This window comes from Pseudomonas sp. SWI7 (genome assembly GCF_006351945.1).
Lineage (GTDB): Bacteria > Pseudomonadota > Gammaproteobacteria > Pseudomonadales > Pseudomonadaceae > Aquipseudomonas > Aquipseudomonas fulva.
The window spans coordinates 2,028,705-2,053,978 of sequence record NZ_CP040930.1 but is presented as its reverse complement, the minus strand read 5'-3'; the positions used below and the strand labels follow the sequence as shown (position 1 = coordinate 2,053,978).

Below are 25,274 nucleotides of genomic sequence, written 5' to 3'. Positions count from 1 at the left end.
AAAGCCGCTCAGGTGCGACCGGCAGTCTCTTCGAGCAGTGCATCAGTGCTGCGCACCGAGGCATAGGCGAACGCCAGGGCCGCCATCGATGCGTCATGCACCTGTGCAGCAGGTACCCATTTCCCGTTGAACTCCAGGGCCAGGGTGGCGCAGGCATCATGGGCGACCGTGACGACATACCCGAGGTCGGCTGCTGCGCGCACCGCCGCATCGATGCACATGTGGCTCATGCTGCCCACGACGGTCAGCGACTTGATACCCTGGCGTTCGAGCGTCGGCGCAAGATCGGTCGAGAGAAAAGCGTTGACCTTGTGCTTGAGAATCACAGCCTCTCCAGGTAACGGGTGAACACGCGGGTGAATGGCTGCGCCCGAAGAGCCTGGGGCAAAGAAGGGAGCGTCGGCGCTGTCGAACTCGTGGCGTACGTGCACGACGAAGTCTTTCGCATCGCGCGCAGCCTGGAGCAGGCGGGCCGCATTTTCAGCGGCGCGCTCGGCGCCCTCCAGTGGCCACCTTCCGCCTGGGAAATAGTCGTTCTGGATATCGATGATGATCAGTGCATGGGTGCTCATGTTGCCTCCAAGGGCAGTGGTTTTGGCGGTTGCTTAGTTATAGGCTGTCGCGCGATAGGCGTGAATCGGCGCGAAAGACACTATGCGGGGCAAAACTGACATGGCTCGTTTTCTGGAGATTGGCCTGCTTCGCTATCCCGATGCACAAGAGGCAGCGATCCACGGCCTGCAAGACCTGTTCGCCGTGGCTAACCGCATGGCTGACACCTTGGGTGCGGCCCAGGCGCCTCGTGTACGTATCAGCGTATGGCGTGTGGGTGCGGAGGGGGAGCTGCTGGCTGAGCCCCCACTAGGGGATGCCAGTGATGCTCGACTGCGTGTTCTGATCATCCCGCCAAGCCTGCATGCCATTCCCGACGACGCCTGCTTGGTTCGCCATCGTTCGGCTTTGTGCCGATTGCATCAGGAGGGCACCGTACTGGCCTGCGTGTGCATCGGGGTATTCTTCATTGCGGCCTGTGGTCTGCTGGATGGACGCACTGCATGCGCTCACCGCAATCATGTGCAGATACTCGAGGCGCGTTACCCGCACACCAGGGCCGAGGTTCAACAGGCGTTGCTCGATGACGGCGATATCGTCAGCTCCGCTGGCCTGATGGCATGGACCACTTTGGGCCTGTGCCTGGTGCAACGATTTATGGGCAATACCGTTGCAGCCGACACCGCGAACTTCCTGGCAGTAGAACCGGTACCTGACGCTTTGCCCGGTACTCGCCTCAACCCGTTGCTCGATCATGGCGATGAAGCCGTCCTGAAGGTTCAGCACTGGTTACAAGCTACAGGCGCACGCACGGCGGACCTCGCAGCGATGGCGGCGCGCGCCTGCCTGGAACCACGCACGTTCTTGAGGCGGTTTCGCTTGGCCACAGCGTTGCGCCCTACCGAATACTGTCAGCAGATAAGGGTGTGCCGGGCAGCACGTCTGCTGGAGTTCACGCGCAGTACAGTCGACCAGATCGCCTGGGATGTGGGTTATCGGGACCCGGGGGCGTTTCGCAAGGTCTTTCAGCGCGCTACAGGTGTCACCCCCAGTGCGTTTCGGCGGCAGGTGGTGGCACCACAGCCTGGAGGGCAGGTTGAAATGGACAGCGAACCTCTTGACCTCGAGATTGGTTGAGGTTTTAACCTTCCGGGCATTGCGATGTGTATCCCTTGTCAGGAGGTTGTTGATGTCAGGAAGTGTCCCTGCCATCTGGTACACCCAGATGATCGAATATCGGGTCGCCGTCGTCTTTCAGCAGGCATTGGCCCAGGCACTGGTGCTGCGCAGTGAGTCATTGGCAGCAGGCTGTGAAGACCTGCGGGCGGTCAGTGTCCAGGCCAGCGAAGATGGCTGCCGTGTGTTGCAGTCGCTGCAGTGGACCAACCGGGAGGCCAGTGAGGCGGCCATCGAGCAAGTGCTGGACGGGTCGTTTCTGAGCATGCTCCAGCAGTATCATGCCAGCGCCGTGAACTTCACTGCCTTCACGGCGCTGCGGAGTCTGGCTCGCCATCCTGACGGAGCGTTGTACTGCCAGATGGTGTGAGCTTCATGCGTACCAGGGCGCGTAGTGGGGATAGCGGTCCAGGCGAGCACCAATGACCATTTCGCTGATCCATGCCGCCAGCAGTGCGCTGTAGGCCTTCTGGCTTTCTTCGGTGGACAGGCCGTGGTCGGCGCCGTCGACGATCCGGTGGGTGAGCGAGTGGGCACTGCTGAAGGCTGAGCGGTAACTCATCAGCGTGCTGTGGGGTACGTAATCATCGTGCTCGGACTCCACCAGCAGAACATCGCCGCCAAACCCGGCGCAAGCAGCCAGTGCGCGGTTGTCAGATGGCGCCAGGGGGCGACGGCGATAGTCATTGAGCCGTTGTCGGTCCAGGGACTGCTTGGGCGTATTCCACTCCTCGTCCCAGTACATGGCCGGTACCCGCAGGGCCAGCCAGCGGACCGGGCGCATTGATGTCAACAAGGTGGCCAGGTAGCCGCCGTAGCTGCTGCCGATCACGGCGATGGCGTTGGCGTCCACGGTGGGGTGACTGACCAGCCGGTCGTAGGCCGTCAGCAGGTCCTGCAGATTCTGCTCTCGCGTCACTGTCAGACGCTGACTTTGGGTTTTTTCATGGCCACGAAGATCGAAGGTCATGCAGACGCAGCCAAGTCCTGTGATGTGCCGCGCCCTGGCAAGATCGCGTTGCTGGCTACCGCCCCAGCCGTGGACGAACAGGATGCCGGGGATTTTGCTGCCGGGGCTGACCAGGGTCGCGCAGATGGTATCCCCGTTCACCGGCAACTCGATCGTCTCACTCTGAATGGCCAACGTGTCGGAGCTGCGCGTATTTGGTGAGTTGTCCGAGTTCACTGTCATTTCCTTGATAAAAGAGAGTAGCGTGCGCGGGTAGCGCGGGCGTGCCAAACACTTCGTGGGTGCTAGCGCGCACTCGATTGACCAGGCCGTTGGCAGCGAATGCCTGCAGGGCGAGCAATTCGGCGCTGCTGGCACCGCCCATCCGCCAGGATTGCTCCAGCACGCCACTGCGGATCTGACCTTTGGTGTCGGTGCCGCGGGCAATGTCATAATTGCGGCGTGAGGCGATGAAGCCAGGTAAGTGTCGTTCGGCAGCCTGGTCATAAGCCATTGCCTGCTCGATCGCCAGGCGAACGCTGTCTTCCAAGGGCTCGCCCAGCAGAGACGCAAAGCCTCCTCGTACGAAGGTCAGGTCAGAGCCGCCGTACACCCCGATACCTTGGTGATCCTGGGTCAGTTGTTGTGTGCCGTAATAGCTGCACACCAATCCTGCAACCCGTACCTGGCCGACGCTGAACGTCTCGACGTTGTTCAGGTTCTGCTCCAGCACCAGGCCCCAGGTCATGAGTTCTTCGTCATCCACTGAACAGAGCAGGGGTTCGAATTCCTCAAGCGTAGAAAACACCACTTGCCCTCGACCCGCGCATGCGCGCACGGGTTTGAGTCGTGCGGGCCCCTCCACCAAAAGTAGTTGAGCCGCGCGCCGTGCGGTGGCCTTGTCAAACACGGTGTAGCCCTTGAGCAGCGCCTCGCACGCCTGCCGCGCAAATGCTTCAGGCCAATCAGGCTTCGGTGGAGCACCTGGCGGCAGAGGATGCGAAATGGCTTTGGTGGCCATGAAGGGGTGGGCGACGGCACCGCCGAAAAAGTCGGCCTCGCTCTCTATGCCAAGGGCTGTCAGATGGGCCGGGTCAACCAACGGTTGTGTGAGCATGTAGTAATAGGAGGCGTGCGCTTCTGGCGGTCCGTTCAGGTCAACCACGGGGCAACCCAGCAGCTGTGCGAAGCCTTCCGATAGCTTGCGGTAGACGGCGTGCTCGTGATCGGGGGTATGGGGGCGAGTGTCGAGTATCACGACGCCTTGTTTGTGCTGACAGGCATTGGGCATGGCGATCCGCCTTGCAGGGAGACTGTACTGCCTATGAATCCGGGACCTTGGTTAAGTTCAGCATGGCAGGATCGGCGGTACAGTCCGGCGTAGGACCTTTCCCAGAGGCGTGTAGCCCAGCAATTGCTGATTGCAGTACGCGGGTAGCTATTCCATCATCAATTGCTCAGGCATAACCGATGTCGCCACAGAAAAGGGCATGATCGTGCACACCACTCCCCAACAGACCACGGCCCAGCGTCTTGCCGCGATGCGTGCGACCATGGCCGCAGAAGAGCTTGATGCCCTGCTGGTTCCATCGGCCGACCCTCATCTTTCCGAGTATCTGCCAGGGTATTGGCAAGGTCGCCAATGGCTGTCGGGCTTCACCGGTTCGGTTGGCACCCTGATCATCACCCAGCAGTTTGCCGGGCTATGGGTCGATAGCCGCTATTGGGAGCAGGCTGAGCGAGAGCTGGCAGGTAGCGGCATCGAATTGATGAAATTGTCACCCGGGCAGCCGGGCGCGCTGGACTGGTTGGCTGAACAGGTTCAACCACAAGGTTGCGCCGGTGTGGATGGTCGTGCGATGGCCTTGGCTTCGGCGCGCCAATTGCGAGAGCGCCTTGGCCAACGAGGCGCAAGGCTGGTGACTGACCAGGATCTGCTGGGCCGCGTCTGGAGCGACCGGCCGGCGCTACCGTCCAGCCCGGTGTACTCACATCTTGCGCCATACGCGGTGGTGGGCCGTGCGCAGAAGCTGGCACGGGTGCGGCAGGCGATGCAGGCTAAAGGCGCGGACAGTCATTTCATCGCCACCTTGGATGACATTGCCTGGTTGTTCAACTTGCGCGGCAGTGATGTGTCCTACAATCCGGTGTTTCTGGCGTTTGCCCTGATCGATGCGCAGCGTGCGCAGCTTTTCATCGCCTCGGCAAAAGTCGATGACCCCCTTCGTCAGGCGCTGCGCCAGGATGGCATCGAAGTACGAGACTACAGCGAGGCCGCCCGCGCGCTTGGTCAACTGTCACCTGGAAATCGCTTGTTGGTGGACCCGGCGCGGGTGACGTGCGGATTGCTTGAGCCGCTTGCAGAAGGCGTAGTGCTCGTGGAAGGCCCGAATCCCAGCACCCTGAGCAAGGCGTGCAAGGCTGAGGGCGAGCTTGAGCATGTTCGTCGGGCGATGGAACAGGACGGCGCCGCCTTGTGTGAGTTTTTCGCCTGGTTTGAAGAAGCGCGAGGGAGCCAGGTGGTGACCGAGCTGACCGTCGATGAGCAACTCACTGCGGCGCGCGCCCGGCGGCCGGGCTTCGTCTCACTGAGTTTCTCGACCATTGCGGCGTTTAATGCCAATGGTGCGATGCCCCACTACCGGGCCACCGATCAGTCACACGCGGTGATCGAGGGCGACGGCCTGCTGCTCATCGACTCAGGCGGCCAATACCTCGGTGGGACGACGGATATCACGCGTATGGTCCCCATCGGGCAACCGAGCGATTTGCAGAAGCTCGACTGTACCCGTGTGCTCAAGGGCATGATTGCGCTGTCGCGGGCGACCTTCCCGCGTGGCGTGTTGTCGCCCATGCTTGATGCCATAGCCCGTGCGCCAATCTGGGCCGACCAGGTCGATTACGGCCACGGCACAGGCCATGGCGTGGGCTATTTCCTCAATGTTCATGAAGGGCCCCAGGTGATCGCCTATCTGGCAGCGCCCACGCCCCAGACCGCCATGCAGGAAGGCATGATCAGCTCAATCGAGCCTGGCACCTACCGCCCTGGGCAATGGGGGGTACGTATTGAAAACCTGGTAGCCGCGCGAAGCGTCGGGCGCAGTGCATTCGGTGAATTTCTCGATTTCGAGACGTTGACGCTGTGCCCCATCGATACGCGTTGTCTGTTGTTGGAGCGGCTGACTGAGCAAGAGGTTTGCTGGCTCAATACGTACCACTCCACGGTGCGAGAGCGATTGGCTCCGCTCCTGGAAGGAAAGGCGCTGGCCTGGCTGCTGTCACGTACCGTGGCGATTTAGTGGATGAGGGCAGCCATCAGGCTGCCCCGGTCATTTGCAAATGACGATCATGCTGCGGCTGGTGTAGCCGGCAGGGTTGATGCCGAATAGATAATCGCCGTCCTCTTCGTCGCTGTCGCCTGAGCGGGCGACGACGCGGTACCCGCGGGTGGTGCAGGCGCTCGCGGCCTTGCTGTAGCAGTTGTCCCATGAAGAAGACAGGCCAGAGCAATTGATATGCAGGCCTTTCTTGCCCCGTTTGACCTCGGTCTTAGCCGTGGCGGCACATCCAGCAATAGCCAAGATGGCCAGGATGAGCAAAATACGTTTCATTCCTGTCCTTAAATGCAGGACGGATCAGCTGGCTGGGTCCGTCGTTTTCGCTCGGGTTCGTCCTGAAGAGTACAGCGTCCCTATTCGACTGCGCTGGGACAGCTTAATCAGCGAGCGGTGACGCCACAACACCCACGCAGCCTCCGATGAAAGTTTTTCCCTGTCAATCGGCAACTATCGCGGGTCCTGGGCCATGGCGCATGGACAGAGTCGTGCCCACGGAGGCCGCGATGATTGCGCCGATGGCGAGCCATTGCGTAAATGACAGCACTTCGCCCAGGAACAGCAGCCCGGACAAGGCGCCGAAGGCAGGCTCGATGCTCATCAGGGTGCCGAAGGTGCGCGCGGGCATGCGCGTGAGCGCAACCATTTCCAGGCTATAGGGAAGGGCGGTAGACAATACCGCCACAGCGATCGCCATGGGGATGACCGCGGGCGTCAGCAGCAGGCTACCGGCATGCACGATGCCAATCGGTGCGATGAACAGTGCTGCGACCAGCACCCCCAGCGCTGCGCTTTGCACGCCATGTTCAGCACCAGCCCGTTGGCCGAAGACTATATAGAGTGCCCAGCACGCCCCCGCGCCGATTGCGTAGCAGGCGCCCAGTGGGTCCAGCGCCTCTCCGCCATGGCCTGCGGGCAGCAACATCAGTAGACCGAAAATGGCCAGCGCGATCCAGATGAAGTCGATCGCGCGGCGTGAGGCAACTATTGCCACTGCCAGTGGTCCGGTGAACTCGAGGGCCACCGCGATGCCAATCGGCACCGTCTGCAAGGACATATAGAAGAGGAAATTCATGCCGCCGAGCGCCAAGCCATAGATCACGACGTTGCGCAGGGTGCGAGTATTGAAGCGCGCCCGCCAAGGCCTTAAGAGTGCAATCATGATCAGGCTGGCGAAAATCAGGCGCAGTGAGGTCGTGCCTTGTGCGCCAATGAGCGGGAACATGCTTTTGGCGATTGAAGCGCCGGTCTGAATCGATGCCATGGCGATGAGCAGCAGGCCTATTGGGAATAGCACCGAAGCCAGGCTGCGAGGCGGTTTTGTCATGAGGGCGAATTACCTGAGGGTGTTTTTTGCGCACTATAGTGCGCAATGGTGAGAGAGACAGCAACAGCGCGTTAAGCGTTCCCCTGAAATGACATCCGGAGAAGATTAATGCTTGACGCTGAGAAATTAGTGTCTATAATTCGCCCCACTCCAGCGCAGTCGGGCATCAAGTTGACGCGCTGGACGACTGCAAGCCTTTGAAGTTGAACGAGTTTCTCGAAACAAACTTCAAAATAAACGCTTGACAGGCAATGAGGAAAGCGTAGAATGCGCGCCTCGGTTGAGACGAAACACTCTTAGCCAAACGCTCTTTAACAAATCGAATCAAGCAATTCGTGTGGGTGCTTGTGAGTGCGGACTGATAGTCAGAAAGATTATCAGCATCACAAGTGACCATGCGAGAAATCACATAGTCATTTGAGATTGCTGAGCCAAGTTTAGGGTTTCTTAAAAACCCAAGCAGTATTGAACTGAAGAGTTTGATCATGGCTCAGATTGAACGCTGGCGGCAGGCCTAACACATGCAAGTCGAGCGGATGACAGGAGCTTGCTCCTGGATTCAGCGGCGGACGGGTGAGTAATGCCTAGGAATCTGCCTGGTAGTGGGGGACAACGTTTCGAAAGGAACGCTAATACCGCATACGTCCTACGGGAGAAAGCAGGGGACCTTCGGGCCTTGCGCTATCAGATGAGCCTAGGTCGGATTAGCTTGTTGGTGAGGTAATGGCTCACCAAGGCGACGATCCGTAACTGGTCTGAGAGGATGATCAGTCACACTGGAACTGAGACACGGTCCAGACTCCTACGGGAGGCAGCAGTGGGGAATATTGGACAATGGGCGAAAGCCTGATCCAGCCATGCCGCGTGTGTGAAGAAGGTCTTCGGATTGTAAAGCACTTTAAGTTGGGAGGAAGGGTTGTAGATTAATACTCTGCAATTTTGACGTTACCGACAGAATAAGCACCGGCTAACTCTGTGCCAGCAGCCGCGGTAATACAGAGGGTGCAAGCGTTAATCGGAATTACTGGGCGTAAAGCGCGCGTAGGTGGTTTGTTAAGTTGGATGTGAAAGCCCCGGGCTCAACCTGGGAACTGCATCCAAAACTGGCAAGCTAGAGTACGGTAGAGGGTGGTGGAATTTCCTGTGTAGCGGTGAAATGCGTAGATATAGGAAGGAACACCAGTGGCGAAGGCGACCACCTGGACTGATACTGACACTGAGGTGCGAAAGCGTGGGGAGCAAACAGGATTAGATACCCTGGTAGTCCACGCCGTAAACGATGTCAACTAGCCGTTGGAATCCTTGAGATTTTAGTGGCGCAGCTAACGCATTAAGTTGACCGCCTGGGGAGTACGGCCGCAAGGTTAAAACTCAAATGAATTGACGGGGGCCCGCACAAGCGGTGGAGCATGTGGTTTAATTCGAAGCAACGCGAAGAACCTTACCAGGCCTTGACATGCAGAGAACTTTCCAGAGATGGATTGGTGCCTTCGGGAACTCTGACACAGGTGCTGCATGGCTGTCGTCAGCTCGTGTCGTGAGATGTTGGGTTAAGTCCCGTAACGAGCGCAACCCTTGTCCTTAGTTACCAGCACGTTATGGTGGGCACTCTAAGGAGACTGCCGGTGACAAACCGGAGGAAGGTGGGGATGACGTCAAGTCATCATGGCCCTTACGGCCTGGGCTACACACGTGCTACAATGGTCGGTACAGAGGGTTGCCAAGCCGCGAGGTGGAGCTAATCTCACAAAACCGATCGTAGTCCGGATCGCAGTCTGCAACTCGACTGCGTGAAGTCGGAATCGCTAGTAATCGCGAATCAGAATGTCGCGGTGAATACGTTCCCGGGCCTTGTACACACCGCCCGTCACACCATGGGAGTGGGTTGCACCAGAAGTAGCTAGTCTAACCTTCGGGGGGACGGTTACCACGGTGTGATTCATGACTGGGGTGAAGTCGTAACAAGGTAGCCGTAGGGGAACCTGCGGCTGGATCACCTCCTTAATCGACGACATCAGCCTGCTGATGAGCTCCCACACGAATTGCTTGATTCATTGTAAAAGACGATGCTGTAACGCGACCCTGTTATAGGTCTGTAGCTCAGTTGGTTAGAGCGCACCCCTGATAAGGGTGAGGTCGGCAGTTCAAATCTGCCCAGACCTACCATTACTTGGTTCAGCCGTAGAATACGGGGCCATAGCTCAGCTGGGAGAGCGCCTGCCTTGCACGCAGGAGGTCAGCGGTTCGATCCCGCTTGGCTCCACCAATCCTTCAGGTTTGCAGCACTGTTCAGAATACAGAAATGAACATTCCAGCATGAATGTTGATTTCTGACTTTTGTCAGATCGTTCTTTAAAAATTCGGATATGTGATAGAAATAGACTGAAGACCAGTTTCACTGCTGGGATTCAGGCTAAGGTAAAATTTGTGAGTTCTGCTCGTAAGAGCGACGTGCGAATTTTCGGCGAATGTCGTCTTCACAGTATAACCAGATTGCTTGGGGTTATATGGTCAAGTGAAGAAGCGCATACGGTGGATGCCTTGGCAGTCAGAGGCGATGAAAGACGTGGTAGCCTGCGAAAAGCTTTGGGGAGTCGGCAAACAGACTGTGATCCAGAGATCTCTGAATGGGGGAACCCAGCCAGCACAAGCTGGTTATCTTGTACTGAATACATAGGTGCAAGAGGCGAACCAGGGGAACTGAAACATCTAAGTACCCTGAGGAAAAGAAATCAACCGAGATTCCCTTAGTAGTGGCGAGCGAACGGGGACCAGCCCTTAAGTTGATTTGAGATTAGTGGAACGCTCTGGAAAGTGCGGCCATAGTGGGTGATAGCCCCGTACACGAAAATCTCTTATCAATGAAATCGAGTAGGACGGAGCACGAGAAACTTTGTCTGAATATGGGGGGACCATCCTCCAAGGCTAAATACTACTGACTGACCGATAGTGAACCAGTACCGTGAGGGAAAGGCGAAAAGAACCCCGGAGAGGGGGGTGAAATAGAACCTGAAACCGTATGCGTACAAGCAGTGGGAGCCTACTTTGTTAGGTGACTGCGTACCTTTTGTATAATGGGTCAGCGACTTATATTCAGTGGCGAGCTTAACCGAATAGGGGAGGCGTAGCGAAAGCGAGTCTTAATAGGGCGTTTAGTCGCTGGGTATAGACCCGAAACCGGGCGATCTATCCATGGGCAGGTTGAAGGTTAGGTAACACTGACTGGAGGACCGAACCGACTACCGTTGAAAAGTTAGCGGATGACCTGTGGATCGGAGTGAAAGGCTAATCAAGCTCGGAGATAGCTGGTTCTCCTCGAAAGCTATTTAGGTAGCGCCTCATGTATCACTGTAGGGGGTAGAGCACTGTTTCGGCTAGGGGGTCATCCCGACTTACCAAACCGATGCAAACTCCGAATACCTACAAGTGCCGAGCATGGGAGACACACGGCGGGTGCTAACGTCCGTCGTGAAAAGGGAAACAACCCAGACCGTCAGCTAAGGTCCCAAAGTCATGGTTAAGTGGGAAACGATGTGGGAAGGCTTAGACAGCTAGGAGGTTGGCTTAGAAGCAGCCACCCTTTAAAGAAAGCGTAATAGCTCACTAGTCGAGTCGGCCTGCGCGGAAGATGTAACGGGGCTCAAACCATGCACCGAAGCTACGGGTATCATCTTATGATGATGCGGTAGAGGAGCGTTCTGTAAGCCTGTGAAGGTGAGTTGAGAAGCTTGCTGGAGGTATCAGAAGTGCGAATGCTGACATGAGTAACGACAATGCGAGTGAAAAACTCGCACGCCGAAAGACCAAGGTTTCCTGCGCAACGTTAATCGACGCAGGGTTAGTCGGTCCCTAAGGCGAGGCTGAAAAGCGTAGTCGATGGAAAACAGGTTAATATTCCTGTACTTCCAGTTATTGCGATGGAGGGACGGAGAAGGTTAGGCCAGCCTGGCGTTGGTTGTCCAGGTTTAAGGTGGTAGGCTGAAATCTTAGGCAAATCCGGGATTTCAAGGCCGAGAGCTGATGACGAGTTGCCTTTAGGCGATGAAGTGGTTGATACCATGCTTCCAAGAAAAGCTCCTAAGCTTCAGATAACTGGGAACCGTACCCCAAACCGACACAGGTGGTTAGGTAGAGAATACCAAGGCGCTTGAGAGAACTCGGGTGAAGGAACTAGGCAAAATGGCACCGTAACTTCGGGAGAAGGTGCGCCGGCGAAGGTGAAGGGCTTGCCCCGTAAGCTTTTGCTGGTCGAAGATACCAGGCCGCTGCGACTGTTTATTAAAAACACAGCACTCTGCAAACACGAAAGTGGACGTATAGGGTGTGACGCCTGCCCGGTGCCGGAAGGTTAATTGATGGGGTTAGCGCAAGCGAAGCTCTTGATCGAAGCCCCGGTAAACGGCGGCCGTAACTATAACGGTCCTAAGGTAGCGAAATTCCTTGTCGGGTAAGTTCCGACCTGCACGAATGGCGTAACGATGGCGGCGCTGTCTCCACCCGAGACTCAGTGAAATTGAAATCGCTGTGAAGATGCAGTGTATCCGCGGCTAGACGGAAAGACCCCGTGAACCTTTACTATAGCTTTGCACTGGACTTTGAATTTGCTTGTGTAGGATAGGTGGGAGGCTTTGAAGTGGGGACGCCAGTTCTCATCGAGCCATCCTTGAAATACCACCCTGGCAACTTTGAGGTTCTAACTCAGGTCCGTTATCCGGATCGAGGACAGTGTATGGTGGGTAGTTTGACTGGGGCGGTCTCCTCCCAAAGAGTAACGGAGGAGTACGAAGGTGCGCTCAGACCGGTCGGAAATCGGTCGTAGAGTATAAAGGCAAAAGCGCGCTTGACTGCGAGACACACACGTCGAGCAGGTACGAAAGTAGGTCTTAGTGATCCGGTGGTTCTGTATGGAAGGGCCATCGCTCAACGGATAAAAGGTACTCCGGGGATAACAGGCTGATACCGCCCAAGAGTTCATATCGACGGCGGTGTTTGGCACCTCGATGTCGGCTCATCACATCCTGGGGCTGAAGCCGGTCCCAAGGGTATGGCTGTTCGCCATTTAAAGTGGTACGCGAGCTGGGTTTAGAACGTCGTGAGACAGTTCGGTCCCTATCTGCCGTGGACGTTTGAGATTTGAGAGGGGCTGCTCCTAGTACGAGAGGACCGGAGTGGACGAACCTCTGGTGTTCCGGTTGTCACGCCAGTGGCATTGCCGGGTAGCTATGTTCGGAAGAGATAACCGCTGAAAGCATCTAAGCGGGAAACTTGCCTCAAGATGAGATCTCACTGGGATCTTGAATCCCCTAAAGGGCCGTCGAAGACTACGACGTTGATAGGTTGGGTGTGTAAGCGCTGTGAGGCGTTGAGCTAACCAATACTAATTGCCCGTGAGGCTTGACCATATAACACCCAAGCAATTTGCTTCTGCAGATTGCGGTGGTGAAGATGACATGAACCGAAAGTTCGCAACGCATCACAAACATCACATATCCGAATTCGCTGGGCTGTCCAACAGGACATTCTGGCTACAGAATTTCTTGACGACCATAGAGCATTGGAACCACCTGATCCCATCCCGAACTCAGTAGTGAAACGATGCATCGCCGATGGTAGTGTGGGGTTTCCCCATGTGAGAGTAGGTCATCGTCAAGATTCATTTCGCAAAACCCCTATCTGCGCATGCAGGTAGGGGTTTTGTCTTTGGGCTGTGAAAAATCTCAATGCTGTGTACTCATGTGACCGTGCTCAGGACGTTTGACGATAATAAATGCCTTAGGCCAATGAATCACCTTGTGCACGCTAAGCCGATCCTGACGAGGTCATTAGAACAGTCGCCTTCCCTGTTAACCTGTTCATTCCTACACCCGAGGCCTACAAGGTGAAAGCCACTCGCCTTACCCTGATCTGCCATGGATTAACGCTGGCCCAAAAGCGCGGATATTTCCCTGAGCCGGCAGACTCACTGGTGTCCATGCCCCACCGCAGCGTACCGCACGGCGGATCTCAGATCCTCACAGCGCCGGAACAACGCGCTCAGCAAACCGCCCTGGCCTGGGGTGATGCAAAGATTGCGTCAGGATTGGCGGATTGCGACATGGGGCGATGGCAAGGGCTGCCATTGAAGCGCCTACAAGCCGAGCAGCCGTCGGCCTTGGCCGACTGGCTGGAGAACCCCGCGAGCGAGGTACATGGAGGGGAGTCCTTTCAGACGCTTTGCCAACGCATGAGCGCTTGGCTAGGAGATTTTGATTGGCCGGGCGAATGGTCCGCGGTCACTCACCCAATGGTCATGCGTGCAGTATTGGTACAGGTGCTGGGCTGCCCAATGACGGCAGGACAACGTATCGATGTCCTGCCGTTGTCACGCATCGAGTTAAGCTTCAGCGGGCAGTGGCGGTTGCGGATCAACTGCCCTCAGAACGCCAGCTTATAGCCAATCAACAGCAGCATCGTAGCGAGGCATGGGCGCAGCACTCGGTCCGATATGCGCCCAGTCAGATGGCTACCCAGGTAGATACCTGGCAGTGAACCCAGCAGCAGGTAGCCGAGCAATGACCAGTCCATGTTACCCATGCCCGCATGACCCAGCCCAGCCACCAGCGTGAGCGGGACGGCGTGGGCTATCTCGGTACCCACCAAGCGTCGTGTGATCAGAGAAGGGTAGAGCAGGAAGAGCGCGACGGTGCCCAGGGCGCCAGCCCCGATGGAAGTGAGCGTTACCATGACACCCAACACCACCCCGGTCAGAACAGTCAGAGTATTGAGGCTACGATCGCTCAGATGGTAATGGTCACCGGCATGGCGGCTGGCGAATGCCTGCAGACGCGATTTGAACAAGATAGCCAAGGCTGTGAGGATCAATACAACGGCCAGGCCCTGCTTGATAATCGCATTTACCGCCGTGGTGTCGGTGTGAAGCGTACTGAGGAACCACAACGTCAGTGCAGCGGCGGGAACGCTGCCGAGGCTCAGTAGCCCCGTGATCTTCCAGTCGATGTTCTTGTTGCGCGCATGCACCCACACGCCGCTGGCCTTGGTGATCGCCGCATAGAGTAGGTCGGTGCCTACTGCCGTTGCCGGGTTAATCCCGAACCACAGCAGGATTGGCGTCATGAGCGAGCCACCGCCTACACCCGTCATGCCAACAATGAAGCCTACGACCAATCCTGCAATGGTAAAACCGAAAGAACCTACATCCATACGCTACTCGACTGCCCAGCTTTGCCCGTTATCGGATGCAGCCAGCATATAGATTTTTTTATAGCTAAATAGACTTGTTCGTTATTAGGTTATAACTGGGGCAACCCTGCTTAAGGAGCTGCCCCCGATACGACCCTGATCGTCAGATTCGGAAGCTACCCACCAGTTGCTTCAATCGGCCGGCTTGCTGGGCCAATTGATCGCAATGGCGCAGCGTTTCATTGAGGTTTTCCACGCCCTGCTGATTCAAGGCATTGATCTGGGTGATATCCAGGTTGAGGCTTTCCACTACGGCAGTCTGTTCTTCGGTGGCAGTGGCCACTGACTGATTCATGCCGTCGATTTCGCCGATGCGCTGAGTGACGCTGGCAAGGCGCTCACCTGCCTGGTTGGCTACCTGGACGGTTTGCTCACTGGAAACCTGGCTGGTATTCATCGTATGCACCGCCTCGCGTGAGCCTACCTGCAGGCCAGTGATCATTCGATGAATTTCCTCGGCCGATTCCTGCGTACGGTGGGCAAGGTTTCGCACTTCATCGGCCACAACGGCAAAGCCACGGCCGGCCTCGCCTGCACGAGCGGCTTCGATGGCCGCGTTCAAGGCCAACAAGTTGGTTTGCTGAGAAATGCCCTTGATCACATCAAGGATCTTGCCGATTTCATCGGTGCTGGCGTTCAGGGTTTCGATTTGTGCGCACGATTCGCTGATGCGTTGCGACAGCGAGGTCATGGCGCTGATCGCTTCCTCCACCACGGCACGGCCATCGTGGGCCTGCTCACTGGCGCCGCTCGCATGCTGCGATGCATCAGCTGCGTTACGCGCGATTTCCTGGGTCGCGGCACCCAGTTCATTGATCGCTGCTGCCACGCTGTTGGTGCGCATGCTTTGTTCTTCAGAGCCGTTGATGGACGCATTGGAAGCGCTGACGACTTTTTCAGACAGGTCGTGGACCAGTCGTGTGGCCGACGACACCTCGCTGATGGAGGCATGGATACGCTCGACAAAGCGGTTGAAGGAGGTGGCCAACTCGCCGAACTCATCCTGATGCTGCACCGCCAGCCGGCGGGTCAGGTCACCTTCGCCTTCGGCGATGTCACGCATGGCACGACCCATGGTGGTCAAGGGGCGCATCAGCACAGGAATCAGCAAGCCAAGCAGGCCTGCGATAGCAGCGACCGCGATGAGCATGGCAATCAGCGCCGAAGTACGGAACTGGCTCAGGGCTACATAAGCCTTGTCCTTGTCGATCGAAAGACCGATGTACCACTTGGCCGAGGGCAGGCCCGCTACCGGCGCAAACGAAATCAAACGTTCCTGGCCATTGAGCACGACGTCCTGCATACCCGGTGCTACGCGCAGATTGGCGCCAGGGTAGATGTCCTTCAGGTTTTTCATGACCTGGTCTTTGTCGGGGCTGACGATCACCTGGCCGTCGCTGTCGGTAAGAAACGCGTGGCCTATGCCGCCAAAGTCGACACTGTTGATGATTTCGACCAGCGTATCGAGGCTGACGTCGCCGCCCACCACGCCCAATAGCTCGCCATTGGACCGACTTTTGACCGGGATGGCTACCGTCACCACCAAGCCACCCACGGCCGCTTGATAGGGTGGGGTCAGCAGGGTCTGGCCGGCATTGGCAGCTGCGCTGTACCAAGGGCGTTTACGTGGATCGTAGTCGGCAGGCATTTGCGCATCCGGGCGCTGCGTGAACACCCCGTTGGCCTGGCCCATGTAGGTGAACAGGAAGTTGCGTGTATAGGAAGGCTGATCCACCAAGCCTGCGAGGGTATCCCCCGTTCCAAGCTGGGCAATGTCTTGCGCAAGGTTTTCCAGCACGAGAATGCGCCCGCTCATCCAGTTCTGCACGCTGCTGGCGGTCAATGCGCCGGATTGTTCGACCGAAGCCTCGATGTTCTGCCGGATCGTATTGCGTTGCAGGTAATCGTTGTACAGCGTGAACAAGGCGAATGCCAATACTACTACGCCGCTGGCGCTGAGCAGAATCTTGTGGCGAAATTTCAGGTTCATGTTTCGAGACCTTGAGCCATTAACGGGAGGGCGCAGCGCGGGTGTGGTGCGCTATCAGCCCTGTCGAAAGGGGTATCGGCGTGGCGGATAAAAGGTTGATACGCCTACGGAAATTTCTCACAGCTTTCGACAAGCGGCGATCACCTCAAGGCCAGCCGCTCGACCAGCATCCTTGCAGCTTTCAGCAACGGTTGCTGCTTGCGCCAGAACACATGCACCGGGAGTTGCAGCTCATTGCGCGTGTTATGGAAGGTCAGACGTTGCAGGCGGCCCGCGTCCAGTAGAGGCGCGACCCTGGACAGCGGCAGATCACCCCAACCCAGGCCCGCCTCGACCATCTGCAGGGCGATATCGAAGCTGTCAGTCGTCCAATGCGTGGCACCAATGACCATGCGCGGATCGCTCAATGGCAGGTCGCGGCTGCGTACCAGGATCTGCCGCACGGCTGTAAGGTCTTCGAGGTTCTGGATTGCACCAGGCCGTGCGGCCGGGTGATGGGGAGCGAGGGTCGCCACCAGAGACTCGACACCCATCAGCTGAAACCCGCGCTGCGGGTCAACTTGAAGCCCTGCAAATGCCACGCACAGGTCTGCCCGACCACTGTCCAGCAAACCCAACGCTTGTTCTTGCGGCGCACTCAGTATCGCTATTTCCAGCAATGGATAACGTTCGCCGACCTCGGCAATGGCAGCTATCAAGGGCCGCTGGTCAACATCTGGAACAACCGCCAACGTGAGGTTGCTCTCCAGGCCTTGGGAAAGCTCTACAGCATGGACTTGCAGCAAACCCAACTGCTCGGCAATCAACCTCGCATGGGGCTCAAGTGCCAGGGCCTGGGCTGTGGGGCGAACCTCGCGAGGTCCGCGCTGGAACAGGTCATAACCCAGCTCGGCCTCCAGGTTGCCAATTGCCATGCTGATTGCCGAGGGCACGCGCTGCAGGCTGCGCGCGGCAGCAGAAAACGAGCCTCTGTCCAGGACGGTGAGAAAGACCTGGATGGTTTCACTGTTAAATGACATACGCTTCTCCTGTCAGTCAGGCTGAAAGCTGCTAACTTTTGCTGTCAGATCTAATGACTCACTATACCCGGCCCACGCTATTTGAATGAGGTCGATGCAGTGCAGGGTTTGAAGCGCAAACTGGTTTATGTAACGTTCTATGAGTTGATTGGGTTGTGCATGTCCACCTTGGGCTTGGCCTACCTGTCCGATACCCAGGCCTCTCACACGGGTCCGCTCGCGGTGATGATCACGACCATCGCCATGATCTGGAACCTGATCTACAACACGTTGTTTGAGTATTGGGAAAGCCGGCAAGCCACACGAGGGCGCAGCGTGGCTAGGCGCGTAGTGCACGCAGTAGGGTTTCAGCTGACCCTCGTGATCTACCTGATTCCGCTGATCGCGTGGTGGTTGGACATGAGTCTGGTCGATGCACTGTTGGTGGACATGGCATTCATCGTGCTGGTGCCTTGCTACACCTTCGTCTACAACTGGGCCTTCGACAAACTATTCGGCCTGCCCAGTTCGGCAATGGCTGCAACGTGAGGCGCCGCTGTCAGTAGGCCTTGACGACCAACCCGGCTCAGTCCAGTCGGAGCTTGGTTTCAAGCCGGTCAAGATGCTCGTTCATCAGGGCGAGGGCTGCCTGTGCATCGCCTCGCTCGAGCGCGTCGATCAGCGCTGCATGTTCTTGCCAGGCGCAATGGTCACAGCACGGTGACTCGTAGCGCGCGATGATAAGGGACGTCATGGGCACCAACCCATTGAGAAAGCGCGACAACGGTTCATTGGCAGCCATCTGGGCCAGTTTCAGATGAAACTCCCCACCCAGACGTATAGCGGCGCAGCGTTCGCCTTTTTCATGGTGCATGCGTTCACGCTCGACCAATTGGCGTAGCTGCTTGAGTTGCCCGGGACGGGCGCGCTCGGCGGCCAGGGTAATCAGCGTGGTCTCGGCAAGCCGCCGCGCGCTCAGTACCTGGCGCGCCTGATTAGGATCGGGCGCAGCCAAGTGAGCCGTGTGGCTTGGACGTTGCACCACTACCCGCTGGTCGCTCAAGCGGCCCAACACCCGGCGGATGACCGTGCGGCTCACGCCGAATGCCTGGCCCAGCGCTTGCTCTGGCAGCAAGGTGCCAGGCGGCAGGCGCTGCTCCAGAATGGCATCGAACAACCGTGGGTAGATCTGTTCAGCAGAAAGTCGGGTCTCACCGGCTGCAAGCAGATCGGGCAGGCGATGTGTACCATTCATGGTCGCTCTCCTGGATTATGGGTGCCGATGTTCGTCAGGAACATTGAGCGCAATGCCCATGCGCGAACCCTCGGCAAGAATGTGTTGGCGCATCTGGGCGCTGGCTTGTGTGCTGTTGCGCTCACGGATCGCGCGCACCACGGCTTCATTTTCCTTGAGCCGGGCAGCCAGGTGCTCGGGCGAATTGCGCAGCATGTCGGCGCTTTGTTTCAGGGCATTTCCCGTTTGCTCCACTACGCTCTGGAAGATCGGGTTGGTGGTCAGGGCAAACAGCGCCTGGTGGAAGGCAATGTAGGCGTTCATGCCTGCTTCGCTGTCATCGGCCTCCAAGGCTTCACGCATATCCATCAGGGTCAGCCGTAGCTGGCCGATGTCCTGGCTGTTGGCCGACTGAGCCACCAGTCCGACGATGAAGGGTTCGAGGGTGTAACGCAGCTCCAGCACATCGGCGAGGCTGGCCTGTGCACTGCTAGTGGGCGCCGAAGCCGAGGCAGTTGGCTCGGCATCCAGCACCAGTACACCTTTGCCAGGCAAAGCGCGCACCAGCCCAAGGGTCTCGAGCACGATGACCGCCTCACGCAGGCTCGGGCGGCTGATGCCCAGTTGTTCGGCCAGTTCTCGCTGGCCTGGGAGCATGTCGCCACTGCGCCATTGGCCACGGGCGAGGGCTTGACGCAGCTTTTCCACCACAGCGTTGACGACGGTTGATGAGCTGATCACGTTTCGCTCCTTCAGGGGCCGGCATGCGAGCCGGCCCTTTTCTTTCAGAATTCCTGTTGGTGGGCTGCAGGCTGCTTACGCGGGTTGTGCGCAAAACCAGGCTTGCCGTCGAGCACATTCTGAGCGCGCTCCAGGTCGATGTCTTTTTCCCAGCGGGCGATGGCCACGGTGGCAACGCAATTTCCGATCAGGTTGGTCAGTGCGCGCCCGATGCCCATGAACCAATCCACGGCCAGTACCAACACCAGGCCCACCACCGGGATCGCAGGGACTGCCGTCAGTGTCGCGGCAAGGATCACCAGCGCCGATCCGGGAATCCCATGCGCGCCCTTGGACGTCACCAGTGAAACCAGCAGGATCGTCAGCAGGTCGGTCATCGCCAGGGGCGTACCGGTCGCGTTGGCGATGAAGACGATGGCCAAGGTCAGGTAGATGGAGAAACCATCAAGGTTAAAGGAATAACCGGTGGGAATCACCAGCCCGACCGTCGAGCTGCCGATGCCCAGGTGTTCGAGCTTGCGCATGATTTGCGGGAGCACGGCATCGGAAGAAGCCGTACCCAGAACGATGGTCAGCTCTTCGCGCAAATACTTGATCAGGGGCAGCAGTTTCAGCCCCGACAAGCGCATGACGGTACCCAGCACGATCAGCACGAACCCTGCACACGTCAGGTAGAACAGCGCCACCAAGCCGCCCAGATGCTGCAGCGACTCCAGGCCGTACTTGCTGGTGGTGAAAGCGATGGCGCCGAACACGCCAATGGGCGCCAGGCGCACGATCATGCCCATGATGCGGAAGATCACATGGCTGAGCTCGTTGATCAGCCGTGAAATGCCCGCAGCCGAGTCGCCGACCAGATTGAGCGCGCTGCCGAACAGTACCGAGAACAACAGTACCTGCAGGATATTGTTGTCGGCGAAGGCGCCTATCACCGAGGTGGGGATCAGGTCCATGAAGAATGCTGTGGCGCCATGGATGTGCTGACCACGTTCGGCCAGGCTGCTGGCGTCAGCGCCGGACAACTGGTCGAGGTGGATATTGGCGCCGCTACCGATACCACTGGTGAATGCGAACACCAGGCCAATGATCAGGGCCAGCGTGGTAAGCACTTCGAAGTAGATGACCGATTTGAGGCCGATGCGACCGACCTTCTTTAGGTCACCGGCACCGGAAATGCCGCTGACCACTACGCAAAAGACGATCAGGCCGATCAACATCTTGATCAGCTTGATGAAACCATCGCCAAGGGGTTTGAGCTGCAAGGAAAGGTCGGGGAAACTCAGGCCGCAAGCAACGCCAAGGGCCAGCCCCAGCACGACTTGAAGGAAGATCGAACGCGAGCACCATTTGAGCATGGGAGTGATCTCAGGTCGGTGTCCTTGCTTCGTTGGCCGCACGGGGCGAATGAGCGCAGGACTTAATTATTGTGGTCTTACCGGTTTGTTCAGCGCCTGGCCATAAAACGCCTAATCGCGGAGCAATGCAAGCAGTTTTGGCCTTACCGGTCTGACCAGTCATGGTGCGCGTAGGCTCTTTATGCTCTATCAATGTGCAGTGAGCGCAAGATCACCAATCCAAGAACCCAGAGCCTAGGCGGCGGGATATAGGCAGCAATAAGCTTGCCAGTGGAGCGCAGCGTTAAGCGCGAGGGACCATGGGATACAGGCCGCGGGTGGCCTAAAGGCCCGAGCGGGCTCAGCATGTATAGCGCAGACGTGTTTCTTGCAAGCCCAATGCGGTAATGAGTTGCTAGATCATTCTGTGAAGTGGGAATTGCCGCGCGTTGGCAGGAAGGGCCAGGAGGAGTTCTGGCGTTGGATGGCAGGGGCAGTGATTAGCGATGACTACATGCGGTGGCAGGACGCCCAGGCTAACCGATAATCGAATTCGCCTGAATCAAAATGGGGCGGCCGATGACCGCCCCTCGCTCACGCAATGACGGCAGGGCCGCCATGCTCGCTCGCCTCAATCGCCGTGAAGCGTCTCGGCCGCATACAAGGTGTTTTCCAACAGGCAGGCGCGGGTCATCGGGCCCACGCCACCCGGTACCGGGGTAATCCAGCCAGCACGGGGGAGGGCGGTTTCGTAGACGACGTCGCCCACCAGCTTGCCATCTTCCTGACGGTTGATACCGACATCGATGACGATGGCGCCTTCCTTGATCCATTCACCCTTGACCAACCCGGGTTTGCCCGCGGCTACGACCACTAGGTCCGCGCGCCCAACATGTCCTGCCAGGTCCTGGGTGAAGCGGTGGCACACGGTGATCGTACATCCGCTGAGCAACAACTCCAGCGCCATTGGCCGGCCAACGATGTTGGAGGCCCCGACGATCACGGCATTCATGCCGTACAGGTCCTGCCCCGTGCTTTCAAGCAGGGTCATGATGCCTTTGGGTGTGCAGGGGCGCAGCAGCGGAATGCGTTGTGCGAGGCGACCGACGTTGTAGGGGTGGAAGCCGTCCACATCCTTGTCCGGGCGTATGCGCTCGAGCAGCAACGATGCGTCGAGATGCGCGGGCAGCGGCAGTTGCAGCAGGATGCCGTCAATGGACGGGTCGTCATTGAGACGATCGATCAGTTCAGTAAGTGCTTCTTGCGTGGTGTGACTCGGCAGGTCGAAGGCCTGCGACAGGAAGCCTACCTCTTCGCAATCCTTGCGCTTGTGCGAGACGTAAACCTGGGAGGCAGGGTCGGTGCCGACCAGAATCACTGCCAGGCCCGGCGTGCGCAGGCCCTCCTGGCGCCGCTGCGCGACACGTTGAGCGATTTGCTGGCGCAGCTTGGCGGCAATCGCCTTGCCATCGATTAGTTGTGCAGTCATAGACGCGTGATTAACCATCGGAAGGGAAACAATAAAGAACGCGTATTCTCGCACGACATGGCCGGAGGGCAAAGGCGGGCGGTCGGGCAAATGCCCTAACCCCTTCAATAATTTAAATTTTTTTTAGAAAGTTGTTGACGACCCCAGGGGTCGGCTATAAGATTCGCCGCACTTGTCGGGCACAGCCTAGCACTGGTTGGCGAAGTCGGGCAGAATGAGTCGTTTGGCAGTGAGCTGTCAGTGCCTTGTTCGGTTAGGCTTCATGCTTAAGCGCCCGTAGCTCAGCTGGATAGAGCATCCGCCTTCTAAGCGGATGGTCGCAGGTTCGAGTCCTGCCGGGTGCGCCACTTAGGCAGCTTTGGCAAGCAAGGTGATTGAACGCGTTTTGGTGGGCGTAGCTCAGTTGGTAGAGCGCTGGATTGTGATTCCAGTTGTCGTGGGTTCGATTCCCATCGTCCACCCCATATTCTTCGAAGGCGCCGCGCTGTAACTGGCGCCTTTGTTTTAAGCGTTACGCGGACGTGGTGAAATTGGTAGACACACTGGATTTAGGTTCCAGCGGCGCAAGCTGTAAGAGTTCGAGTCTCTTCGTCCGCACCATGCTTCAGTAAGGCAGTACCGTTACACCGCAATATGGTGGGCGTAGCTCAGTTGGTAGAGCGCTGGATTGTGATTCCAGTTGTCGTGGGTTCGATTCCCATCGTCCACCCCATCTTTATATGAAAGGCGCCTTGATCGTGAGATCGGGCGCCTTTTGTTTTTGGTGCGTCCGGACCCTGAGTGAGTGCGTGGCGTGGCTGATCCTGTGGTAATCAGGGCAGTCATCGCGCTCGACTCGCCCGCTCCCAAGGGGGCTGGCTCGCCACACGGGCGGCTCCGCTGCTGGCCGCACCTTTACAGGTGAACCGCCGACATGAAGCGGGGGATCAGTATTTGTTGCTAGCCGCCCTTGCAATCCGCTGGTGGCATCCCAATAAAAGCTGATAGATTTCAGCCGGTTGAAACCCGGTGAAGCGGGAAGTACCAGGACATAGCCAATGATCGCAAAAGAAGCCCGCCAGGCTGCCGCGCTGCAGCGTTTCGCCGAAGCGAACCCTCACCTGCTCGAAGAGATCCGCGCGCTGGATGCTCGTGAGCAGGCGCAGCAAATTCAGTGGGCGTTCGAGGATGCCGCTGAACAACGAGGCATCCAGCCCTGGGAGCTCGCACTTGAGCTGATCGCTGAAACCCCGGAGCAATTGCGGGCTATGCGCTTGGAGACCCATCGAGAGGTGGCCGATGCGCTTGGATTGTCCTGGGAGGAGTACTGCCAGTTCAACGAGATCGAGCTCGAATAAGGGCCGTGCGGTTCAAGGTGTATTTGTTGAGCAAGATGTTGCGGCACGTATTGGCCGGAATGTCGGGCCAGGCTTATTGGAAACAGGTCGCGCGGTGTGCCGTGCGGCCCTTGAAAGTTAATCGACCGGCGTTGTTTCAGGTCGTCCCGAGTGGGGTGACTTCTGCAGCGCGACTCACTAGAATGCTTGCCCTTGATTCTGGAGTCGGGCTAACGCCGGCTAACGTCTGTGCAACGAGGAATATCCATGCAAGTTTCTGTTGAAAACACTTCCGCTCTCGAGCGCCGCATGACCATCGCCGTTCCGGCTGAGCGCGTCGAGAACGAAGTCAACAAGCGTCTGCAGCAGACTGCCAAGCGCGCCAAGGTTGCCGGCTTCCGTCCTGGCAAGGTGCCCATGAGCGTGATCCGTCAGCGCTTCGAGGCCGATGCCCGCCAGGAAGCCTTCGGTGATCTGGTTCAGGCTTCCTTCTACGAAGCCATCGTCGAGCAGAAACTGAACCCTGCCGGCGCGCCGTCCGTAGAGCCCAAGTCTTTCGAAAAAGGCAAGGACCTGGAGTTCGTCGCGGTCTTCGAAGTGTTCCCGGAGTTCACCGTTGCCGGCCTGGAGTCGATCAACGTCGAGCGCCTGAGCGCCGAAGTCGCCGATTCCGATCTGGACAACATGCTGGAAGTGCTGCGCAAGCAGAACACGCGTTTCGAAGCCGTCGAGCGCGCCGCTCAAACCGACGATCAGCTCAACATCGACTTCGTTGGCAAGGTTGACGGTGAAACGTTCGCCGGTGGCTCGGCCAAAGGTACTCAGCTGGTGCTGGGCTCCGGCCGCATGATCCCAGGCTTCGAAGACGGCCTGGTCGGCGCCAAGGCTGGTGAAGAGCGCGTCGTCAACGTGACCTTCCCAGAGGATTACCAGAACCTGGACCTGGCCGGCAAGGCCGCCGAGTTCACCATCACCGTCAACAGCGTGTCGGCCCCTGTGCTGCCTGAGCTGAACGAAGAATTCTTCGCACAGTTCGGCATCAAGGAATCGACCCTGGAAGGCTTCCGCGCCGAAGTTCGCAAGAACATGGAGCGTGAACTGCGCCAGGCCATCAAGACCAAGGTCAAGAACCAGGTCATGGACGGTCTGCTGGCCGCCAATCCGATCGAAGCGCCAAAGGCTCTGCTGGAAAACGAAGTCAACCGTCTGCGCGTGCAGGCTGTTCAGCAGTTCGGTGGCAACATCAAGCCTGAGCAACTGCCGGCCGAGCTGTTCGAAGAGCAAGCCAAGCGCCGTGTTGCGCTGGGCCTGATCGTCGCAGAAGTGGTCAAGCAGTATGACCTCAAGCCAGACGATGCCAAGGTTCGCGAAATGATCGAGGAGATGGCCTCGGCTTACCAGGAGCCTGAGCAAGTCATCGCTTGGTACTACAAGAACGACCAGCAGATGAACGAAGTGCGTTCGGTTGTACTTGAAGAACAAGTTGTGGATACTGTTCTGCAGAAAGCGACTGTGACTGACAAGTCGGTCTCGTATGAAGAGGCCGTCAAGCCAGCCCAGGCACCTGACGAAGCCGAGTAAGCGGTCTTTTCGC

General features: G+C 57.9%; 19 protein-coding genes, 6 tRNA genes, 3 rRNA genes and 1 pseudogene. 16 read left to right on the top strand and 13 right to left on the bottom strand.

Annotated features, from left to right (window positions below; all coding sequences use genetic code 11):
• Positions 1-8: 8 nt before the first annotated feature.
• Positions 9-572, bottom strand: coding sequence for a cysteine hydrolase family protein (locus FH041_RS09395; protein ID WP_027915737.1), 564 nt, complete (start codon positions 570-572; stop codon positions 9-11).
• 82 nt (positions 573-654) lie between these two features.
• Between FH041_RS09395 and FH041_RS09390 the strand changes: the two genes are divergently transcribed.
• Both FH041_RS09390 and FH041_RS09385 read left to right on the top strand, forming a co-directional pair.
• Entirely contained in the window at positions 655-1,689 is a 1,035-nt protein-coding gene (locus FH041_RS09390; RefSeq protein WP_028687290.1) for a GlxA family transcriptional regulator, read from the top strand.
• Positions 1,690-1,741: 52 nt separating this feature from the next.
• Complete coding sequence (locus FH041_RS09385; RefSeq protein WP_027915735.1) at positions 1,742-2,098, top strand: hypothetical protein; 357 nt, start codon at positions 1,742-1,744, stop codon at positions 2,096-2,098.
• Between the two features lie 3 nt (positions 2,099-2,101).
• Here FH041_RS09385 and FH041_RS09380 read toward each other — a convergent pair whose 3' ends face one another.
• Positions 2,102-2,872 carry a S9 family peptidase gene (locus FH041_RS09380; protein WP_027915734.1) on the bottom strand — a complete coding sequence of 257 codons (771 nt, stop codon included), beginning with the start codon at positions 2,870-2,872 and terminating at the stop codon, positions 2,102-2,104.
• Positions 2,856-3,974, bottom strand: a complete 1,119-nt coding sequence (locus tag FH041_RS09375; RefSeq protein WP_028687289.1) for a DUF3182 family protein — start codon at positions 3,972-3,974, stop codon at positions 2,856-2,858. Before FH041_RS09375 ends, FH041_RS09380 begins: the two co-directional genes overlap by 17 nt.
• A gap of 193 nt (positions 3,975-4,167) precedes the next feature.
• Here FH041_RS09375 and FH041_RS09370 point away from each other — a divergent pair, with 193 nt between their 5' ends.
• Positions 4,168-5,976, top strand: coding sequence for an aminopeptidase P family protein (locus FH041_RS09370; RefSeq protein ID WP_059184100.1), 1,809 nt, complete (start codon positions 4,168-4,170; stop codon positions 5,974-5,976).
• A gap of 30 nt (positions 5,977-6,006) precedes the next feature.
• Here FH041_RS09370 and FH041_RS09365 read toward each other — a convergent pair whose 3' ends face one another.
• Both FH041_RS09365 and rhtA read right to left on the bottom strand, forming a co-directional pair.
• The gene (locus tag FH041_RS09365; protein ID WP_023534016.1) at positions 6,007-6,288 is read right to left on the bottom strand and encodes a hypothetical protein; all 282 of its coding nucleotides are present in this window, start codon (positions 6,286-6,288) and stop codon (positions 6,007-6,009) included.
• Positions 6,289-6,451: 163 nt separating this feature from the next.
• Positions 6,452-7,339, bottom strand: coding sequence for a threonine/homoserine exporter RhtA (gene rhtA / locus FH041_RS09360; protein WP_140174453.1), 888 nt, complete (start codon positions 7,337-7,339; stop codon positions 6,452-6,454).
• A 467-nt stretch (positions 7,340-7,806) separates the two neighbouring features.
• On the opposite strand from rhtA, the gene FH041_RS09355 reads away from it, so the two are divergent.
• From FH041_RS09355 to FH041_RS09330, 6 genes are all read left to right on the top strand, one after another.
• Positions 7,807-9,343: ribosomal RNA gene (locus tag FH041_RS09355) — 16S ribosomal RNA — on the top strand.
• A gap of 85 nt (positions 9,344-9,428) precedes the next feature.
• Positions 9,429-9,505 (top strand) — tRNA-Ile (locus tag FH041_RS09350).
• A gap of 24 nt (positions 9,506-9,529) precedes the next feature.
• Positions 9,530-9,605, top strand: a tRNA-Ala gene (locus tag FH041_RS09345).
• Positions 9,606-9,848: 243 nt separating this feature from the next.
• Positions 9,849-12,741, top strand: a 23S ribosomal RNA gene (locus FH041_RS09340).
• A gap of 134 nt (positions 12,742-12,875) precedes the next feature.
• Positions 12,876-12,991, top strand: a 5S ribosomal RNA gene (rrf, locus tag FH041_RS09335).
• Together the 16S, 23S and 5S rRNA genes with 2 tRNA genes alongside form the textbook arrangement of a ribosomal RNA operon.
• Before the next feature lie 226 nt (positions 12,992-13,217).
• Positions 13,218-13,772, top strand: coding sequence for a histidine phosphatase family protein (locus tag FH041_RS09330; protein WP_027914573.1), 555 nt, complete (start codon positions 13,218-13,220; stop codon positions 13,770-13,772).
• On the opposite strand, the gene FH041_RS09325 is transcribed toward FH041_RS09330, so the two are convergent.
• The 4 genes and pseudogenes from FH041_RS09325 to FH041_RS09315 form a co-directional block, all read right to left on the bottom strand.
• The gene (locus FH041_RS09325) at positions 13,754-14,539 is read right to left on the bottom strand and encodes a sulfite exporter TauE/SafE family protein (RefSeq protein ID WP_027914574.1); all 786 of its coding nucleotides are present in this window, start codon (positions 14,537-14,539) and stop codon (positions 13,754-13,756) included. The two genes, FH041_RS09330 and FH041_RS09325, sit on opposite strands and share 19 nt — an antisense overlap.
• 142 nt (positions 14,540-14,681) lie before the next feature.
• Positions 14,682-15,422: a methyl-accepting chemotaxis protein gene (locus FH041_RS23220; protein WP_371259668.1), complete on the bottom strand. Its 741-nt coding sequence runs from the start codon at positions 15,420-15,422 to the stop codon at positions 14,682-14,684.
• Between the two features lie 162 nt (positions 15,423-15,584).
• A pseudogene (locus FH041_RS23215) lies at positions 15,585-16,568 on the bottom strand (cache domain-containing protein); the annotation flags it as partial.
• A 140-nt stretch (positions 16,569-16,708) separates the two neighbouring features.
• Complete coding sequence (locus tag FH041_RS09315; protein ID WP_027914576.1) at positions 16,709-17,587, bottom strand: LysR family transcriptional regulator; 879 nt, start codon at positions 17,585-17,587, stop codon at positions 16,709-16,711.
• A 99-nt stretch (positions 17,588-17,686) separates the two neighbouring features.
• On the opposite strand from FH041_RS09315, the gene FH041_RS09310 reads away from it, so the two are divergent.
• Positions 17,687-18,115, top strand: a complete 429-nt coding sequence (locus tag FH041_RS09310; protein WP_027914577.1) for a PACE efflux transporter — start codon at positions 17,687-17,689, stop codon at positions 18,113-18,115.
• A 37-nt stretch (positions 18,116-18,152) separates the two neighbouring features.
• On the opposite strand, the gene FH041_RS09305 is transcribed toward FH041_RS09310, so the two are convergent.
• The 4 genes from FH041_RS09305 to folD all read right to left on the bottom strand — a co-directional run bounded on the left by FH041_RS09305 (position 18,153) and on the right by folD (position 22,364).
• Positions 18,153-18,821 (bottom strand): GntR family transcriptional regulator, encoded by a 669-nt coding sequence (locus tag FH041_RS09305; RefSeq protein ID WP_027914578.1) that lies wholly within the window; start codon positions 18,819-18,821, stop codon positions 18,153-18,155.
• 15 nt (positions 18,822-18,836) lie between these two features.
• A complete protein-coding gene (locus FH041_RS09300) occupies positions 18,837-19,541 on the bottom strand; it encodes a FadR/GntR family transcriptional regulator (RefSeq protein WP_027914579.1) in 705 nt (234 codons plus the stop codon).
• 44 nt (positions 19,542-19,585) lie between these two features.
• A complete protein-coding gene (locus FH041_RS09295) occupies positions 19,586-20,896 on the bottom strand; it encodes a C4-dicarboxylate transporter DctA (RefSeq protein WP_027914580.1) in 1,311 nt (436 codons plus the stop codon).
• Between the two features lie 610 nt (positions 20,897-21,506).
• Complete coding sequence (gene folD, locus FH041_RS09290; protein ID WP_027914581.1) at positions 21,507-22,364, bottom strand: bifunctional methylenetetrahydrofolate dehydrogenase/methenyltetrahydrofolate cyclohydrolase FolD; 858 nt, start codon at positions 22,362-22,364, stop codon at positions 21,507-21,509.
• 270 nt (positions 22,365-22,634) lie between these two features.
• Between folD and FH041_RS09285 the strand changes: the two genes are divergently transcribed.
• The 6 genes from FH041_RS09285 (at position 22,635) to tig (ending at position 25,261) form a co-directional block, all read left to right on the top strand.
• Positions 22,635-22,711, top strand: a tRNA-Arg gene (locus tag FH041_RS09285).
• A gap of 41 nt (positions 22,712-22,752) precedes the next feature.
• Positions 22,753-22,828: transfer RNA gene (locus tag FH041_RS09280), tRNA-His, on the top strand.
• A gap of 51 nt (positions 22,829-22,879) precedes the next feature.
• Positions 22,880-22,964, top strand: a tRNA-Leu gene (locus tag FH041_RS09275).
• A gap of 36 nt (positions 22,965-23,000) precedes the next feature.
• A tRNA-His gene (locus FH041_RS09270) sits at positions 23,001-23,076 on the top strand.
• 325 nt (positions 23,077-23,401) lie between these two features.
• A complete protein-coding gene (locus tag FH041_RS09265; protein WP_027914582.1) occupies positions 23,402-23,701 on the top strand; it encodes a DUF6388 family protein in 300 nt (99 codons plus the stop codon).
• A gap of 246 nt (positions 23,702-23,947) precedes the next feature.
• Positions 23,948-25,261 (top strand): trigger factor, encoded by a 1,314-nt coding sequence (gene tig / locus FH041_RS09260; RefSeq protein WP_028686925.1) that lies wholly within the window; start codon positions 23,948-23,950, stop codon positions 25,259-25,261.
• Positions 25,262-25,274 lie beyond the last annotated feature (13 nt).